Annotated in this window: 15 protein-coding genes and 1 tRNA gene; 6 read left to right on the forward strand and 10 right to left on the reverse strand. The window is 58.7% G+C overall.

Annotated elements, in window-relative coordinates; all coding sequences use genetic code 11:
- The first annotated feature begins 134 nt into the window (after positions 1–134).
- Complete coding sequence (locus ACR0L4_RS03740) at positions 135–2,183, forward strand: ASKHA domain-containing protein (RefSeq protein ID WP_480510670.1); 2,049 nt, start codon at positions 135–137, stop codon at positions 2,181–2,183.
- Positions 2,184–2,297: 114 nt separating this feature from the next.
- Here ACR0L4_RS03740 and ACR0L4_RS03745 read toward each other — a convergent pair.
- The 3 genes from ACR0L4_RS03745 to ACR0L4_RS03755 all read right to left on the reverse strand — a co-directional run bounded on the left by ACR0L4_RS03745 (position 2,298) and on the right by ACR0L4_RS03755 (position 3,757).
- Positions 2,298–2,371, reverse strand: a tRNA-Gly gene (locus ACR0L4_RS03745).
- Positions 2,372–2,442: 71 nt separating this feature from the next.
- Positions 2,443–3,270: a polyphosphate kinase 2 family protein gene (locus tag ACR0L4_RS03750; RefSeq protein WP_480510672.1), complete on the reverse strand. Its 828-nt coding sequence runs from the start codon at positions 3,268–3,270 to the stop codon at positions 2,443–2,445.
- A gap of 106 nt (positions 3,271–3,376) precedes the next feature.
- Positions 3,377–3,757, reverse strand: a complete 381-nt coding sequence (locus tag ACR0L4_RS03755) for a VOC family protein (protein WP_480510674.1) — start codon at positions 3,755–3,757, stop codon at positions 3,377–3,379.
- Positions 3,758–3,797: 40 nt separating this feature from the next.
- Between ACR0L4_RS03755 and ACR0L4_RS03760 the strand changes: the two genes are divergently transcribed.
- On the forward strand, positions 3,798–4,334 hold the full coding sequence (locus ACR0L4_RS03760) for a winged helix-turn-helix transcriptional regulator (protein ID WP_480510676.1): 537 nt from the start codon (positions 3,798–3,800) through the stop codon (positions 4,332–4,334).
- Positions 4,335–4,403: 69 nt separating this feature from the next.
- Here ACR0L4_RS03760 and ACR0L4_RS03765 read toward each other — a convergent pair whose 3' ends face one another.
- The 4 genes from ACR0L4_RS03765 to ACR0L4_RS03780 form a co-directional block, all read right to left on the reverse strand.
- The gene (locus ACR0L4_RS03765) at positions 4,404–5,465 is read right to left on the reverse strand and encodes a methyltetrahydrofolate cobalamin methyltransferase (RefSeq protein WP_480510678.1); all 1,062 of its coding nucleotides are present in this window, start codon (positions 5,463–5,465) and stop codon (positions 4,404–4,406) included.
- A 9-nt stretch (positions 5,466–5,474) separates the two neighbouring features.
- The gene (locus tag ACR0L4_RS03770; protein WP_480510680.1) at positions 5,475–6,401 is read right to left on the reverse strand and encodes a methylenetetrahydrofolate reductase; all 927 of its coding nucleotides are present in this window, start codon (positions 6,399–6,401) and stop codon (positions 5,475–5,477) included.
- Positions 6,402–6,427: 26 nt separating this feature from the next.
- Positions 6,428–6,724: a virulence factor gene (locus tag ACR0L4_RS03775; RefSeq protein ID WP_480510682.1), complete on the reverse strand. Its 297-nt coding sequence runs from the start codon at positions 6,722–6,724 to the stop codon at positions 6,428–6,430.
- Positions 6,725–6,970: 246 nt separating this feature from the next.
- Positions 6,971–8,857, reverse strand: coding sequence for a PhoX family protein (locus ACR0L4_RS03780; RefSeq protein WP_480510684.1), 1,887 nt, complete (start codon positions 8,855–8,857; stop codon positions 6,971–6,973).
- 180 nt (positions 8,858–9,037) lie between these two features.
- Between ACR0L4_RS03780 and ACR0L4_RS03785 the strand changes: the two genes are divergently transcribed.
- Complete coding sequence (locus tag ACR0L4_RS03785; protein ID WP_480510686.1) at positions 9,038–10,150, forward strand: Ppx/GppA phosphatase family protein; 1,113 nt, start codon at positions 9,038–9,040, stop codon at positions 10,148–10,150.
- Positions 10,150–10,866 (forward strand): RlmE family RNA methyltransferase, encoded by a 717-nt coding sequence (locus tag ACR0L4_RS03790; protein WP_480510688.1) that lies wholly within the window; start codon positions 10,150–10,152, stop codon positions 10,864–10,866. The genes ACR0L4_RS03785 and ACR0L4_RS03790 overlap by 1 nt, the downstream gene beginning before the upstream one ends.
- A 2-nt stretch (positions 10,867–10,868) precedes the next feature.
- Here the strand turns inward: ACR0L4_RS03790 and ACR0L4_RS03795 are convergent, their stop codons facing one another.
- From ACR0L4_RS03795 to ACR0L4_RS03805, 3 genes are all read right to left on the reverse strand, one after another.
- Positions 10,869–11,057 carry a hypothetical protein gene (locus ACR0L4_RS03795; protein WP_480510690.1) on the reverse strand — a complete coding sequence of 63 codons (189 nt, stop codon included), beginning with the start codon at positions 11,055–11,057 and terminating at the stop codon, positions 10,869–10,871.
- 102 nt (positions 11,058–11,159) lie between these two features.
- A complete protein-coding gene (locus tag ACR0L4_RS03800) occupies positions 11,160–13,061 on the reverse strand; it encodes a cytochrome c3 family protein (protein ID WP_480510692.1) in 1,902 nt (633 codons plus the stop codon).
- Entirely contained in the window at positions 13,058–13,918 is an 861-nt protein-coding gene (locus ACR0L4_RS03805; protein ID WP_480510694.1) for a YihY/virulence factor BrkB family protein, read from the reverse strand. The genes ACR0L4_RS03800 and ACR0L4_RS03805 overlap by 4 nt, the downstream gene beginning before the upstream one ends.
- A 163-nt stretch (positions 13,919–14,081) precedes the next feature.
- Here ACR0L4_RS03805 and ACR0L4_RS03810 point away from each other — a divergent pair, with 163 nt between their 5' ends.
- Both ACR0L4_RS03810 and ACR0L4_RS03815 read left to right on the forward strand, forming a co-directional pair.
- Entirely contained in the window at positions 14,082–15,167 is a 1,086-nt protein-coding gene (locus ACR0L4_RS03810) for an AI-2E family transporter (RefSeq protein WP_480510696.1), read from the forward strand.
- Between the two features lie 3 nt (positions 15,168–15,170).
- The gene (locus tag ACR0L4_RS03815) at positions 15,171–16,280 is read left to right on the forward strand and encodes an acetoin utilization protein AcuC (RefSeq protein ID WP_480510698.1); all 1,110 of its coding nucleotides are present in this window, start codon (positions 15,171–15,173) and stop codon (positions 16,278–16,280) included.
- Positions 16,281–16,315: the final 35 nt, after the last annotated feature.

A 16,315-nucleotide genomic window follows, 5' to 3' on the forward strand; every position in this document is an offset into this window, starting at 1 on the left:
TGCCAAATACAGGCGAAAGCCGCGACCGGAAACGACGCTAGTTGGTCAAAACCTGCCGCTGATTGCCCTTTCCCTTTGGCCATAAACTCATATCTTGCCGGGAATACGCGCGAACACATATGGCAGGCAAAATCATGACCACCGACCCTCTTGTCGTTTTTACCCCGTCCGGCAAACGCGGGCATTTCCCTGTCGGGACTCCGATCCTGACGGCGGCCCGCCAGTTGGGTGTCGATCTGGATTCTGTCTGCGGTGGGCGCGGGATTTGTTCGAAATGCCAGATCACGCCCAGCTATGGTGAGTTCCCCAAGCACGGAGTGACAGTATCCGAGGACGCCCTGAGCGAGTGGAACGCGGTCGAGCAGCGCTATGACGACAAACGCGGGTTGAAACCGGGCCGCCGTCTGGGCTGTCAGGCATCTGTTCAGGGCGATGTGGTTATCGACGTCCCGCCCGAAAGCCAGGTGCACCGTCAGGTCGTGCGCAAGGCCGCCGCCGCGCGCGCCATCGCCATGGACCCGGCAACGCGTCTGTATTTCGTGGTGGTCGAAGAACCCGACATGCACTCACCCACAGGCGATCTCGAGCGTCTTGAACGCGCCCTGCGCGAGCAGTGGAAGATCGAGGCCGTCACGGCAGACCTGTCCCTGATGTCCAAACTGCAACCCGTTCTGCGCAAAGGGAAATGGGAGGTCACGGTCGCTGTTCACAAAGGCCACAAGGATACGGTGGCGCGGGTTGTCGAAATCTGGCCCGGCCTGCATGAACAGGGCCTTTACGGGCTGGCCATCGATCTCGGCTCAACCACGATCGCGGCGCATCTGACCGATCTGGAAACGGGTGAAGTCAAGGCCTCGTCTGGTCTGATGAACCCGCAGATTCGCTTTGGCGAGGACCTGATGAGCCGGGTGTCTTATGCCATGATGAACCCCGGTGGCGATGCCGAGATGACCAGAGCCGTGCGCGAGGCGATCAATGGTCTGACCACCTCGATCGCCGAAGAAGCCGGGATTGATGCTGCGCTGATCGTCGAGACGGTGTTCGTCTGCAATCCGGTCATGCACCATTTGCTGCTGGGGCTGGACCCGGTCGAGCTGGGACAGGCACCATTTGCGTTGGCCACGTCCGAAGCCGTGTCCCTGCCCGCACGTGAGATGGAACTGACCACCATGAACCCGCGTGCGCAGGTCTACATCCTGCCCTGCATCGCGGGACATGTGGGTGCGGATTGCGCTGCTGTGGCCCTGTCAGAAGAACCCGGCAAGTCGGAAGACCTCGTGCTGATCGTGGACGTCGGCACCAATGCCGAGATTCTGCTGGGCAACACGCACCGGGTTCTTGCGTGTTCGTCACCAACCGGCCCGGCCTTTGAGGGCGCGCAGATCAGTTCCGGCCAGCGCGCCGCGCCCGGCGCGATTGAGCGGATCGAGATCGATCCGGACACCAAAGAGCCGCGCTTTCGCATCATCGGGTCCGAGAAATGGTCGAATGAGGACGGATTTGACGTCGATGTCGCCACCACGGGTATCACCGGCATCTGCGGCTCGGGTATCATCGAGGCCGTGGCTGAAATGCGTATCGCGGGCCTGCTGGACGAAAGCGGGCTGATCGGGTCGGCAGAGCAAACCGGAACCCCGCGCTGTGTGCCCGAAGGGCGTACCCACGCCTATCTGATCCATGACGCCAGCGCCGAAGGCGGCCCGCGCATCACCGTCACGCAGGGCGACATCCGTGCCATCCAGTTGGCGAAATCAGCGCTTTATGCGGGGGCGCGACTGCTGATGGACGAAATGGACGTTGACCGTGTGGATCGCGTCGTTCTGGCTGGCGCGTTTGGCGCGCATATCTCGACCAAACACGCGATGGTTCTGGGCATGATCCCGGACGCCCCGTTGGACAAGGTCTCCAGCGCAGGCAACGCTGCCGGAACGGGCGCGCGGATCGCGCTCTGCAATATCGGATCGCGGGCCGAGATCGAGCGTGTCGTGCGCGAAATCACAAAAATCGAAACCGCCATCGAGCCGAAGTTTCAGGACCATTTCGTCGCCGCCAATGCGATCCCGCACAAGACCGATCCCTTCCCGGAACTGGGTCAGGTTGTCACCCTGCCCAATCCCAGCTTCAACACCGGCGGAGCAGACACTGAAACGGGCGGGGGTCGTCGCCGCAGACGCCGCGGCTGAGCGGCATATTCTCGCTACGGTCGCGATCTGGTCAGAAAGTCGCGACCGTGACAAGGTTTGTTGCGCAGTTTCACTTAAAGCGTACTGTGCAACACATTGATAAAAAACGTAAGATGGAGCGGGTAGCGGGAATCGAACCCGCGCGTTCAGCTTGGGAAGCTGACAGGCTACCATTACATCATACCCGCCTTGAAGGCTTGGATACCACCACCCCGAACCGGTGTTCAAGTGGCATTGGTGCCGATCAGGCGCCAAATAGTCACTCGGTTCTGGCGCGCAGGCTTTCGATCAGCGCGTCATCGACATCCAACACCTGACAGGCAGCATCAAGAATCTCGCTGTTCAGATAGTGCGGATGCAGATCGACATCGTTCGAAAAGGCATCAACAATGGCCTGCATCGCATTGATTCTCGCATATTTCTTGTTGTTCGCAGGGATCACGTGCCAGGGCGCATGTTCGGTCGATGTCCGCGCCAACATCTCATCCACAGCCACCTCGGTTTCGTTCCACTTTTCCCGGTTCCGAAAATCCTCGTAGGTCAGTTTCCAGCGTTTGAGCGGGTTGGTCAGCCGCTCGGTAAAGCGCTCCATCTGTTCTTCTTCCGAGATATGGAAAAACAGTTTGATAATCCGCGTGCCATCCGCCGTCAGCATACGTTCAAACGCGTTGATCTCGTCATAGGCCGCGCGCCAGCGATGTTCGGGGGTCAGCTTTTCGATCCGCTCGACCAACACGCGCCCGTACCAACTGCGGTCAAAGGCGGAAATCGCACCCGAAGGAGGCAAGCGCTCCCAAAACCGAAGCAGATAGTGGCGATTGAGGTAATAGTTGCGCGGCGCACCGATCGGCCAGACCTTGAAACTGCGCGGGTCCAGAGCCTGACTAATTCGCCGAATTGTGCCGCCCTTGCCTGCGGCATCCCAGCCCTCAAATACGATTACACCCTTCATTCCATGAAACAGAAACGCCTGCTGGATAGTGGCGAGCTTGGCTTGCAAGTCGATCAACTGATCGAAATAATCCCTTTTCCCCAGCCGTTTGGTCAGATCCACGTCCGAGAGTTTCGGGGGGTGAAGTTTGGACATTGTGACCACCTATGAGCTTGGAACGCCCTGTTTACTGTTCCCGGAACACGGTCACATTGCAAGAAACAGTACGGGACACCTGTCAAAACCCTGTCTGCAAGCTCGTTTAAAATCTCCCGTCGCTAAGGTCCTGCGCCAACATCAGGGCGTTGTTGTCGGGGTCGTAGAACGTCGCGGTGCTTACCATGCCTTCAATCGTCTCGGTCGCACCATCAAAACGGACGCCCGCATCTTCCAGGGCTGTTCTGGCCAATGTGATATCGGCCACCCCAAAAACCGGCACTGTGTTGCCCGGTGCCGGTTCCACCTGTTCGCCCAGTCCAAGGGTGACGCCCGGCGTTTTGGTCTGCAACTCACTCCATCCCGCTTCATCAATATGGTGGATCAGATCGAACCCGAGCATCGCGCCGTACCAGTCCGCGCTTGCATGACGATCCCGAACCGAAAGCGCCAGCGTGATCGTGTTGTCCAGAGAAATCAAAGCCATCGGTCTTTCCTGTATAAATAAAATATAGTAACTATGTTTTATGGACATAAATACACTTGTCAAGCTGACCTCTCGGGCCTGGTCCCTGAACATTCTGGCGGCCATGCACATCGGGGTTCCGGGACGCAAAGCCCCATTGCAGGCGGCAACCCTTGCCAGCCGCACCTCGTTTTCGGCAAGCCTTGAACATCTTGTGGACCTTGATCTGTTGGAGAGGACACCAGGACACGGGCATCCCCTGCGCCCCGAATTCAGATTAACCGCTCGGGGGAACACAGCGGCTGAAATTGCAAACCGTATCGTGTCCGCAGTTCCTGATGCGACGGAATTTGCACTCCTCAGGCGCAGTTGGTCCGTTCCTATCCTGGCGTTGGCCGCCAGACCGCAACGTTTTTCGTCGATGAAAACATCCCTACATCGGATCACGGACCGGGCCTTGTCGTCCACCCTGCACCAGTTGGAAGAGCGCGACTGGATACAGCGCACCATCGACACATCCGCGCGCGTGCCCTTTCCCACTTATTGCGCGGTAAACGCGGGGATCAAGGTCAACCGTGCTGTCAGCCTCGAGCCTTGACCCGTGAACCGCATCACGAAAAAAGGCCAGGCAAATGCCCGGCCTCTTGTTTCTTAGGGTCCGTATGGATCAGGCGCGGCGGCGCCGACCTCCGCCACGACGTCCACGGCCTTCGCCTTCGGCCCCTGCGGCATCAGGCGCTTTGTTGAACCGAATCCACTCGCCGCCATGCGGGTCGTTGTTGGTCAGCAGGTTGGCGGCACGAATGGCCTCCATTTCCTTGCCGGCGCGCGGCAGGGTCGAGCCCAGACCGAACATCTGCACAAAAGTCTCGTCATCCATACTGTCCGGCAGAACGATACCGGCGGCGGCGACCGCCTCTTTCTTTTCGGCGATCTTCTTTTGTGTGATCGGCAAGGCGACCGGGTTCATGATCGCCGAAGTCATGCCAGCACCCATCGCCATCGGCAGGAATGCGTTGTTGATGCCGTGGCGGTTCGGCAGACCGAACGAGACATTGGACGCGCCGCATGTCGTATTCACGCCCAGTTCCTCACGCAGGCGACGAACCAGTGCGAACACTTGCTGACCTGCGGTCGCCATCGCTCCGATGGGCATCACCAGCGGATCGACAACGATGTCATGTGCGGGAATGCCGAAATCGGCGGCGCGCTCGACAATGGTTTTCGCGACGGCAAAACGTACATCAGGGTCTTCGGAAATACCCGTGTCATCGTTCGAGATCGCAACAACCGGCACATTGTATTTCTTGACCAGCGGCAAAACCAGTTCCAGGCGCTCTTCCTCACCTGTGACCGAGTTCAGCAGCGGGCGGCCTTCAGCCGCCTCAAGACCCGCTTCCAACGCGCCAGGAACCGAACTGTCGACGCAGAGCGGCACATCCACAAGCCCCTGCACCAGCTCGACGATCTTGCGCATCAGTGGCGGTTCGGTCTCGTTCGGGTTGGGGTTCGAGTTGTAGACAACGCCCGCATTGATATCCAGAATGGTTGCGCCTGCGGCAACCTGCGCCAGCGCATCTTTCTCAACGGTCGAGAAATCGCCCGCTTCCAGTTCCGCTGCCAGTTTCTTGCGGCCCGTTGGGTTGATCCGCTCTCCAATCACGCAAAACGGTTCGTCAAAGCCCAGAACGGCGGTTTTTGTTTTTGATTCTACGACTGTACGGGTCATGTCCGTTCCTTAGGAGTTTGCGGGCTTTGCCGAAGCGCCGCCATTATTGATTGCCCAGTTGGCGTTGGTCTTGATCCCGCCCAGCGGGAAGAAGTGGACGTTGGTGATGTTGAAATCCGGGTTGGCCGCCTTGTGGTTGGCCAGTTCGGTGACAACGTCGGTCGGTTCATAGGGCAGCAGCAGCTTGGAGACGTCCATCGCGCGCTTTTGCAGCACCTTCAGCGACGGACCGACACCGCAGGCGATGGCGAATTTGATCAGGGTCTGCAGCTTGGCTGGACCCGCGATGCCGATATGCACGGGGATATTGATACCTGCTTCTTTCAGGCTGTCGGCCCAGGCGATGATCGGTTTGGCGTCAAATGCAAACTGGGTTGCCAGCGCCATTTCGGCATCCGTGGTCTCAGAGAACTTCTGTTTCCAACGCAGCGCATCGTCCACGTTGCTGGTCGAACCGTCCGGGTCGATGTCCTTGTTACCCTCGGGGTGACCGGCAACGTGCAGACGCTTGAAGCCCGCCTTGTCGAACAGGCCGGTTTCCATCAGCTGCATCGAGCTGTCGAAATCGCCATGCGGCTTGGCAACACCGCCGGCCAGTAGAAGGGCCTGATCGACACCCGCTTCGCCCTGATACATCGAAATCCAGTTCTCCAGCGTCGCCGCATCGTTGATGATCCGCGCCGGGAAATGCGGCATCACCGGGTAGCCTTCGGCGGCGATGCGCTTGGCGGTTTTTACCATGTCTTCGATCGGTGTGCCCTCAATATGGGCAATGTAGACGCGAGTGCCCTCGGGCAGCAGAGCGCGGAAATCCTCGACCTTTTCGGCGGTGCGCGGCATCACCTCAATCGAGTAGCCCTGCAAAAAGGCTTCGACGGTCGGATTCACAGGGCCGTTTTCGACCGCATCACGTTTCTTGAAGTTCAGCAAAGCCATTGCGGCCTCCCATAGCTGTCTCGGGCTCATGCCCAACCGTCATTGGCGATCAGCGCTTTGATGCGGTCCTGATCGTATTCCGTTTCCAGGCGCACCGCCTGCGCTTCGGCAATCTCGGACGGGTCGCCGTCGACTACAAAAGGCTGTGCTTTGCGCCATTCAGCCAGGTAGGCATCACTGTCCTTGGCATTCACCTTCATCGCGGCCCGGTCGATGGCTTGCTCGAACCGTTCTTCCAACTGCCGCTTGGCGCCCCGGCGGCCTTTGCCGACGATGACTTGAGCGGGAATGTCGCGCCAGTATACAATGGTGACGTCAGGCATTGCTGTGATTCCTCCTAACCCGATGGGCCGGTTCTAAACATCTATATGGGTCAGGGTCGGTCGGTTTTCGACACAAGTGGTATTTCAAGCGACTTTTTGGCCCACGGGTGGTGTGACGGGCTTGTAGCCGAATTCTGCGCCAATCCGCATATCATAATTCTCAACGTCTCTATGAAAACGGCACATAAAAACAAAAACCCAGGACGAATTGCGTCGTCCGGGGCCAATTCCTGACAGTCGATGATGTTAACCGACCAGGCCACCGTCTTCACGGGTCACCGCAATGATGGCCGAGCGCGGCACCGCGTCTCCACCCTCGGGCCAATGGCTGTTGCCATCCTCGCCCGGATGCTGAATGCCGACAAACATCGTGCGACGATCCGGCGACCAGCTGAGACCTGTGATCTCGCACTCGTTCGGGCCAACCATGAAACGGCGGATTTCACCGGTAACTGGATCGCCCGCCAGCATCTGGTTGTTGCCCTGCCCGACAAAGTCACCTTCGTTGCCATAGTTTCCATCGGTCTGGATCCACAGCAAACCGTTGCTGTCGAACTTCAAGCCATCAGGCGAGTTGAACATGTTGTCGGCATTGATGTTGTCCGAGCCCGCATAGGCATCCTGATGCACATTCGGGTTGCCGGCCAGCACGTACAGATCCCAGCCAAAGCCCGAGGCGGAATGATCGCCGCCATCCGGCGTCCAGCGTACGATCTGGCCATAGTTGTTGGCCTCACGCGGGTTCGGACCATTGACCGATGTGTCATCCCCACCGGCATTCGGCTTTACGCCACGGTTCTTGTTGTTGGTCAGGCAGCAGTAGACCTCAGGCGAATTCGGGTTGGCGGCAACCCATTCCGGACGGTCCATGGTGGTTGCTCCGACCGCCGATGCAGCCTGACGGGTGTGGATGCTGATTTCGGCTTGCGACGCCAAGCCCGTGGTTTCGGGCGTAAGGTCCACCCATTCCCCCGTACCATCATCGTTGAACCTGGCGACTGACAAGGTGCCATTTTCCAGCAGCGCATTGGTATCCACGCCAGCGGCATACACACCATCCGAGACAAAGCGATACAGAAACTCACCGCGTTCATCGTCACCCATGTAGACGACAACGCGCCCATCGTTGTTCACGATGGCTTCGGCATTCTCGTGCTTGAACCGGCCCAGAGCGGTCAGTTTGCGCGGCGTCGAGTTTGGGTCGGTCGGGTCAATCTCAACCACGTATCCGGCGCGGTTCGGCTCGTTCGGGTTCTTTGAGACGTCGAAACGGTCATCGATCTTGGCCCAGCCATAGCCCCAGTCCTTGGACGACACGCCATAGCGCTTCAACTCGGCGCTGACCTCGTGGTTTTCGTCTTCGGCCGAGAAGTAGCCGTTGAAGTTTTCTTCACAGGCCAGATATGTGCCCCATGGGGTCATACCGTTGCCGCAGTTGTTCCACGTGCCTTTCGAGGTGGTGCCCGAAGGATCGGCGGCCGTTTTCATCAAGTCATGCGCAGCAGCCGGGCCGGTGATGGTCATATCGGTCTGCGGTGTAATACGACGGTTGTAAGGGCTGTCTTTGACGATGCCCCATGTGCCATTCGTATTGGCAATCTCGACCACGGTCACACCATGGGCCATCATGCCCTTGGCAACATCGTCGTCCGAGGCTGCCTTGGCATCGGGATTGTTGCCCCACAGGATGTCACGATTGGTGTATTCGTTGTTCACGACCAGCAGGACATGCCCGTCATGCAGGAAAACATCCTGTCCGTCGGTATTGTCACCAAAGGCGCGTTCCTGGCTGGCTGCGGTTCCGCGGGTGGCGTGATCAAACTCGGGCGCGTCGGACCAAAGCGGGTCGCCCCAGCGCACCATGACCTCGGCCTTGTAGCCGGGGGGAACAATGACATCGTCGGCGGTCGACACCGGGATGGCGTCGAACGCAAAGCGATCTTCGGCAGCACGCGCCCCGGATGGGATCAACGAACCACCAACGGCGGTAAAGCTGCCCATGGCCAAGACGCCACCCAGGAACCCTCGACGCGACAAGGCCCTTTCGACAACGCGATCAAAGTCGCATTCTTCCGGGCGTGGGTTTACGACTTCGTCGAACTCATCAAAGGACAGGGTGCGCTCATCTTTCATGGCAGTCTCCGTATCTGGCTGTAAGCTTGAAGAGAATCCCGAAATGGGGATCGGCACGGGAATTGCATTTCAGTATGAACGCTGTGTGACACTCACCCTAAATTCAAAATTGAAATCACTTGCGCGTCGGCGATCCCCCGCCTAGGGTCGAACCAACTCGAAAATCGGAGGGCGTTACGAATGGCGCCCAAGCGTCCCAAAGGTGCGGGCGCGTTCCCGAAGGCGGTCGAAAGCCCCGCGCCGGCAAGACCCGATCCAGATGCGCTTTATGCGGCGTTGGATTTGGGGACAAATAGCTGCCGTATGTTGATAGCCCAACCCAAGGGGAGCGGGTTCCATGTGGTCGACAGCTTTTCGAAATCCGTGCAATTGGGTGCGGGGCTGGAACGCACGGGACGATTGTCCCGGGCATCTATGTCGCGCACCGTGCAGGCGCTGCGAATCTGCCAGCAAAAGCTGAAACGCAACAAGGTCAAGCGTATGCGTTTGATCGCCACCGAAGCCTGCCGACGCGCCAAAAACTCGCGCGATTTCATTCGGCAGGTGCGGCGTGAAACCGGTCTGAACCTTGAAATCATCCAGCCCGAGGAAGAAGCCCGCCTAGCCGTGATTTCGTGCGCGCCATTGGTGTCGATCAAAACCGAACAGTTGCTGGTCGTCGATATTGGCGGGGGGTCGACCGAGTTGGTGTGGATCGACATTTCTTCCGTGCCGCGCCGCGACCGCCCCGCTGCGATCATGCGTCTGCACAACGGGTTCCACACGGCCGAAAGCCCCTTTCCTGCGGCCAAGGTCGTGGACTGGATCAGTGTGCCTTTGGGCGTCGCCACGCTGCGCGACCAGTTCAACGACGTCGAGGACGATTCGGCCCGCTTCGCACTGATGAGCTGGTTCTTCGAAGAAAACCTCGCGGATTTTGCCCCGTACAAAAACGAACAGACCCGCGAGGGGTTCCAGATCGTGGGAACCAGCGGCACTGTGACAACTGTTGCGGCCTCGCATCTTGGCCTCAAGCGGTATGACCGGACCAAGGTGGACGGTTTGCGCATGACCAGCGATCAGATTGACAAAGTCATCCGCGGGTATTTAGAACTCGGCCCTCACGGGCGACGCCGGGACCCTCGGATTGGGGATGACCGGCAGGCCCTGATCATGTCCGGCTCGGCCATTTTGCAGGCCCTACTCAGATGCTGGCCCACCGACCGCCTTTCCGTGGCGGACCGGGGGCTGCGCGAGGGTCTGCTCTATGCGCAGATGAGCGCGGACGGAGTATTGGAAGACGGACCGTTCTGATGGCGAAGACACCGAGTGGAAAAAACACCTCAGGCCGCGGACAGCGCGACCTGAAGGTCAAGGTGAAAACCGCGCGTGGGCGCAAGCTCAGCTCGACCCGTTGGCTCGAACGGCAGCTGAACGATCCATATGTGAAACGTGCGCAGGCCGAAGGGTATCGCGGGCGCGCCGCGTTCAAGATACTGGAACTGGACGAGAAGTTTCGGTTTCTGGTTCCGGGTGCCCGTGTCGTTGATCTGGGCTGCGCCCCGGGAGGGTGGCTTCAGGTCGCGGTCAAACGTGTCAATGCTTTGGGCGAAAAAAGCGGCAAGCGTATCGGCACCGTTCTGGGGGTCGATTTACAAGAGATTGAACCTGTTGCCGGGGCCACGGCCCATGTGCTGGATTTCATGGAAGATGACGCGGACGCCAAGGTTAAAGAGTGGCTTGGCGGCAAGGCTGACGTCGTAATGTCTGACATGGCTGCTGCATCTTCGGGTCACAAACAGACCGATCATCTGCGGATCATGGCCTTGTGCGAAACCGCCGCCTATTTTGCCTTTGATGTTCTGGAAGAGGGTGGCACCTTTGTCGCCAAAGTACTGGCTGGTGGCGCAGAAGGCGATTTGCAGAAGCTGTTGAAGCAGAAATTCGACAAGGTTGCCAATGTCAAACCGCCAGCGTCCCGGTCGGACAGTTCCGAGAAATTTGTGGTCGCAACCGGATTTCGCGGCTAACCCTAGTTGTCCAGGGATATCTGACCGGCCAATCTCTGCTCTCTCAGGGACGCGGTTGCGATCCCTTGAAGCATCAGGCCTTCCCCGTGGTTCAGATCAACCGGCTTGCGATCCCGCAACTGCGCGATCCGCTGTTCCAGCGAAAGCCAGTTGCGCTTAGATACAGGTAGAGCCTGTGATTTCTCTGACATCTTGCCACCTTTGAAAAAGCCTTAGGCCGACACGCTTGGGGTCAAGTCTAGTGGTCAAATCTGCCGGGAAGATGGCTCAAACCGGGCGGGCAGATGCCGAAGCTATGGCCCGAACTGTTGTAGCAACTGCCGCAAGGCGGGATCGTCGGGGAGACGCTGCAACCCTTCTTGCAGCACTGCGCGCGCAGCGTCTGGTCCCTGATTGAGGTGCGCTAGTTGCACCAGCATTGGCCAGGCCTCAACGCGTTGCGGGTCCAGGGTGACAACCTCGCGAAATGCCTGTTCGGCGGCGGGTGCATTGCGAAAACTCAACGCCATACCCCCCAGCACCAGGTGGGTTTCGGGAAAGTCCAGACGGTTGGAGATTGCGCCCTGCCATTCCGCCATCGCCTGCCCCAACGATACCTGTTGATCTGGCGTCAGGGTTTGTGGCGGGACGGTCAGAAACTCTTTTGCAACCGCGATGCGCACGTTGCGCACGGGATCAGACAGCAATGGCTCTAACCTTTCCATCTGATCGGTCAAAGCTGCTTGTCGTTGCAGGGCAACCGCATTTGCCCGGATCAGAGGATCAGCATCCGTCAGCAGAGCACTCGTCGCCTCTGCCACTTCTGGCGACGCGAAAGGCTGCAACAGATAGGCCGCCGTGGCGCGCACGATACCCGCCTGGGATGGATCGGAGGCGAGCGCCAACAAACCCTCGGGGCTGTCGGCCTGCCCGGTCATTGCGGGCGCGAAGACCGATCCGAAATGCGGGCCGCGATGTGAAGAGACAGGGAACCACGCTTCGATCTGTGCCGCGGCCCACGGTTGATCCTCATCCTGATGGCAATCTGTACAGGCGTCCTGCCCCAGCCCAAGATCCGGGCGTGGAACCCGGAAACTGTGATCGCGACGTCCATCGACGCCCATATAGACGCGTTCAATCATGTGGCAGGTCTTGCATTGCGCCCCTTCACTGCCATCGAGGTGGTGGTGATGTGCGGGCGAGTCATAGTCTTTCAGCGCCAGCGTAGGGAAATCGGGATTACCCGCCGGCGAGTGGCATTGCGTACAGACCGCGTTGCCATCGGCCCTTAACTCGGCGCTGTGGGGTTCGTGGCAGTTCATGCAGCCGACGCCCTGCGCATACATTTTGGATTGGAGGAATGAGCCGTAGACATAGACCTCGTCCAGAATCTGCCCGTCCGGGTGATAAGCTCCGGGCCGAATCAAGGCCAAATTATAGGCGTCGTGATACGGGGTGCCGGGCAGCGGATTGCCCTGCTCATGGGCCTCGCGCCGCGAGTGGCAGCTGGCGCATTGCTGAATCTCCGCTTCGGTTTGTCCCCTGCCCAATGACATCAGAAACCCGGTGTCGCCAAGCCCCTCTGCGACCGACTGCCCACCGGCCCAATCGATATGTGCAGACCCCGGACCATGGCAGGCCTCGCACCCGACGCCGATCTCGGCCTGACCGGACTGATAGGTGCGACTCTGCGCGTCATAGTTCTTTTCAAACCCCGTGGCATGACATTCGGCGCAGCGCGCATTCCAGTTCTTGTAGGGTCCGGTCCAATGCAGCCCGTCATCCGGCGGCAAGTCCTGATCGGGGTAAAGATGGAACCAGCGTTTGTTTTCGGTATCCCATACCACATCAAAGCTTTGCAGCCGTCCGGGGGCGGTTTCGAACAGGTATTGCTGCAAGGGTTCGATCCCGACGACGGAATGCACGGCATAGGTGGTTGTCGCCCCGTCTTTCTCGGTCACCGTTGCCGAGGGGGTGTCACCATTGCGGTCAAACTGGACCGACATGCCGTCATGTTCAAATGCCGTGCCGTTGAAATCCGCAACCAGTGCCCCGCCGTCGACCGTGGTCCATGCCAACGCATGATGCGACCCGGCCCAGGCGTCGGCTTCTGCTGAGTGACAATCGGTGCATTGATCAGACCCAACATAAGAAGGAGTTTCCGCGCTGGCAGCCGCAGCAAATCCCAGAATGGTTGCGATGAACAGATACTTCATGCGTCGGCGTCCTCTGACCGAAGGTCCATCAACGCTCCGTTGAACTCTGCCCCCAGGATCAGGATTGCGGCACAAAGATAAAGGAAGATCAGCGCCGCCATCGCCCCGGCCAGACCGGCATAGGTTGCGCTGTAGCTGGCGAATTGAGCGATATAGATCGAAAACCCCCATCCCCCGGCGCCCAAAAGGAATAGCGTCAACAGAACTCCGGGCAGGATCTGCATCAGACGATGACGCCGCGTGGGCAGGATCAGATGCGCCAGCAGAATGGTCCCCGCCGGAACGGCAACCGTGAACGTCCAACGCAACCGATCTACTGAGAGCCAGGTATCGATATCCATATCCGTGTGTTGCGTCACAAGCTGGGTGTAAACGGGCAAAACCACCTCGACCGCGGCGATGACCAAAATGGCGGTTCCGCCCAGGATGACCAGACCGATACACAGCAACCGCGTCTTCCAGAACGGCCAACTGTCATTGTCATGATAGGCCTGATTCATCGCAGCCCGCACCGCTGCGACCCCGTTCGACGAAAAGTAGATTGCAAGCAGGCCCCCGATTGTGATCACGCCCGAACCTGAACTTTCCAACACAGCGCGCAGTTCCGAGACAATCGGACCCGCAACATCCTGCGGCCATGCTCCGAAAATCAGATCGATCAACTCGTCGGTCACATAGCCTTGGGACAATGTGCCCGCCAATGCCACTGTGAACAGAACAAAAGGAAACAGCGCCATCATCATCGACATGGCAACATGGCTGCTCATGACGAAACCGTTTTTCTGGTTAAACCGCTGCAATGCCAACACGAAGGCCTTTACAGGACGAACTGAGACGGGAATCGGAGCATTGAACATACCCCAAGCCTACCTTGCCCGCCGTCGCGGTAGAACCCGGCATATCAGAAATCTGGCTATATAAATAGCTGACCGCATTGCATAAACTTCGCAGGCTGTGCAGGATCGGGCCATACCGGTGTGGTTCATCCCACCCCAAGCCGATCCCAAATCAGGTTTTCGAATGACCCTGGACCCAAATACGTCGCAAAACCGTCCACGCGCCAGCCTGCCTGTGGTGCGCGACACCTGCATCATTGCAACGCTGGTCGTTCTGGGGCTTTATGCCGGGTCTGCTTTCCTGATCCCTCTGACCATGGCGCTGTTGGTCAACGTGCTGATCATGGCGCTCAGTGACCGGGTGATTGCGGTGACACATGCGCCGGTCTGGGTGGCAAATATTGCCGGAGTTACAGTGGTTTTGGCCGGGTTGTTCATGATCATGTATATCTTGGGCAATCAGGCGACCCAGTTCGCGCGCAGTATCAACACCTATGAAGCCCAGTTCGACAACGCGGTGAACCGCATCGCCGCGTTGGTAGGTAGCGATGTGACAAGTTTCATCCGCGACAATCTGGTCAGTATCGACATGTCCTATGTTGCACGTGTCCTTCTTGGCAGTGCGACATCGCTGCTGAACCAGTTCTTTCTGATCAGCCTCTATGTCGCCTTTCTGATGGCCGAACGCCTTGCGTTCCGCAAAAAGATCCAACTGGCCGCAGGCAGCCCCGAGACCGGCAAAGAGTTCGCGGTCATGCTGGATGCGATCTCGTTCAGCCTGCAGCGCTATGTAGGGGTCAAAACCCTGATCAGCCTGATCACGGCAGGCATCAGCTATAGTGTTTTCCGCGCCCTGGGACTGGAATATGCCGAGACCTGGGCCGTTCTGACCTTTGCGCTGAACTTCATCCCCTCGATCGGGTCGATCATTGCAGTGGTGTTTCCTGCCATGATTGCGCTTGTGCAATTCGAAAGCATCGGCCCGTTTCTGGTGGTGGTTCTGGGCTGTGGCACAATTCAGTTCCTGATCGGCAACTTTCTGGACCCGGCAATGCTGGGCCGGTCTTTGAACATGTCAACATTTCTGGTTATTTTGGCTCTGACCTTCTGGACGACCGTCTGGGGCTTGATCGGTGCGTTCCTAAGCGTGCCCCTGACCGTTTGCATCCTTATCGTCTTCAGCCATGTTCCGGCCCTGCGCCCCGTCGCCATCCTTATGTCGCTTGACGGACGTCTGGGCGAAGACGACGATACCGAATCCGTCGCATAGAAAATGCACTCCCCCATATTCATAGGGTCCGAAATCTATCGAAGCTCGACCTATGGCGAAAAACATCCACTTGCGATCCCCCGGGTCTCGACCGTTATCGATCTGTGTCAGTCACTTGGCTGGCTGACGCCCGCGAACTACCGGGTCAGTCCGCGCGCCAAACCCCGCGCGCTGCACCGATTTCACGCGCCCGACTATATTGCCGCACTGCAAAAGGCAGAAGAAACGCAATCCGTGTCCGATAGTGTCAAAGCCAAGTACAGTCTGGGCACAGTGTCCAATCCGGTGTTTGCCGAAATGTACCGGCGCCCGGCAACAGCTGCCGGCGGATCCATGCTTGGGGCGGAACTCATCCGGGACGGCGGGATCGTGTTCAGCCCGGCTGGGGGAACCCATCATGGCCTGGCTGACCGGGCCAACGGATTTTGCTATTTGAACGATCCCGTTCTCGCGATCTTCCGGCTGCTTGATCTGGGGATCGAGCGGATCGTCTATATCGACATTGACGCGCATCACTGCGACGGGGTCGAGGCGGCGTTTCACGGATCAACGCAGGTTCGGATGATTTCGGTGCATGAGGCACGCAGATGGCCCTTTACGGGACGATTGGAGGATGACGCAGGCGGCGCCGCGTGGAACCTGCCCGTGGGTCGCGGGCTGAACGATGACGAGTTTCAAGTCATACTGGACGAGATGATCCTTCCCGTCACACACGCCTTTCGCCCTCACGCCATCGTCCTGCAATGCGGCGCGGATGCCGTCGCCGAAGACCCGCTGTCCCGGCTGACCCTGTCAAACAACGCGCATTGGACAGCCGTTGAATGCCTTCAAGAGCTGACCGACCGGTTTCTTGTCCTTGGCGGCGGCGGCTACAACCCCTGGTCTGTCGGGCGTTTGTGGAGCGGGGTCTGGGCCACGCTGAATGGGCAGGACATCCCACCGCATCTTGATGATGAACAACAAGAAATCCTGAAGGACCTGTCCTGGAACCGCCAGCTTGGGCAACAGAGGCCACGATATTGGACGACCACCCTGCGCGATCCCGGCAATCCCGGCCCAATTCGTTCAGAGCTGAAGATTGATGTTCAAACACTCGCAAGTCGGAGTTCATAGTGGCCTGATCCCAAGTGTCCTGATAACGTTCTATC

Source organism: Ruegeria sp. AB5 (genome assembly GCF_056542645.1).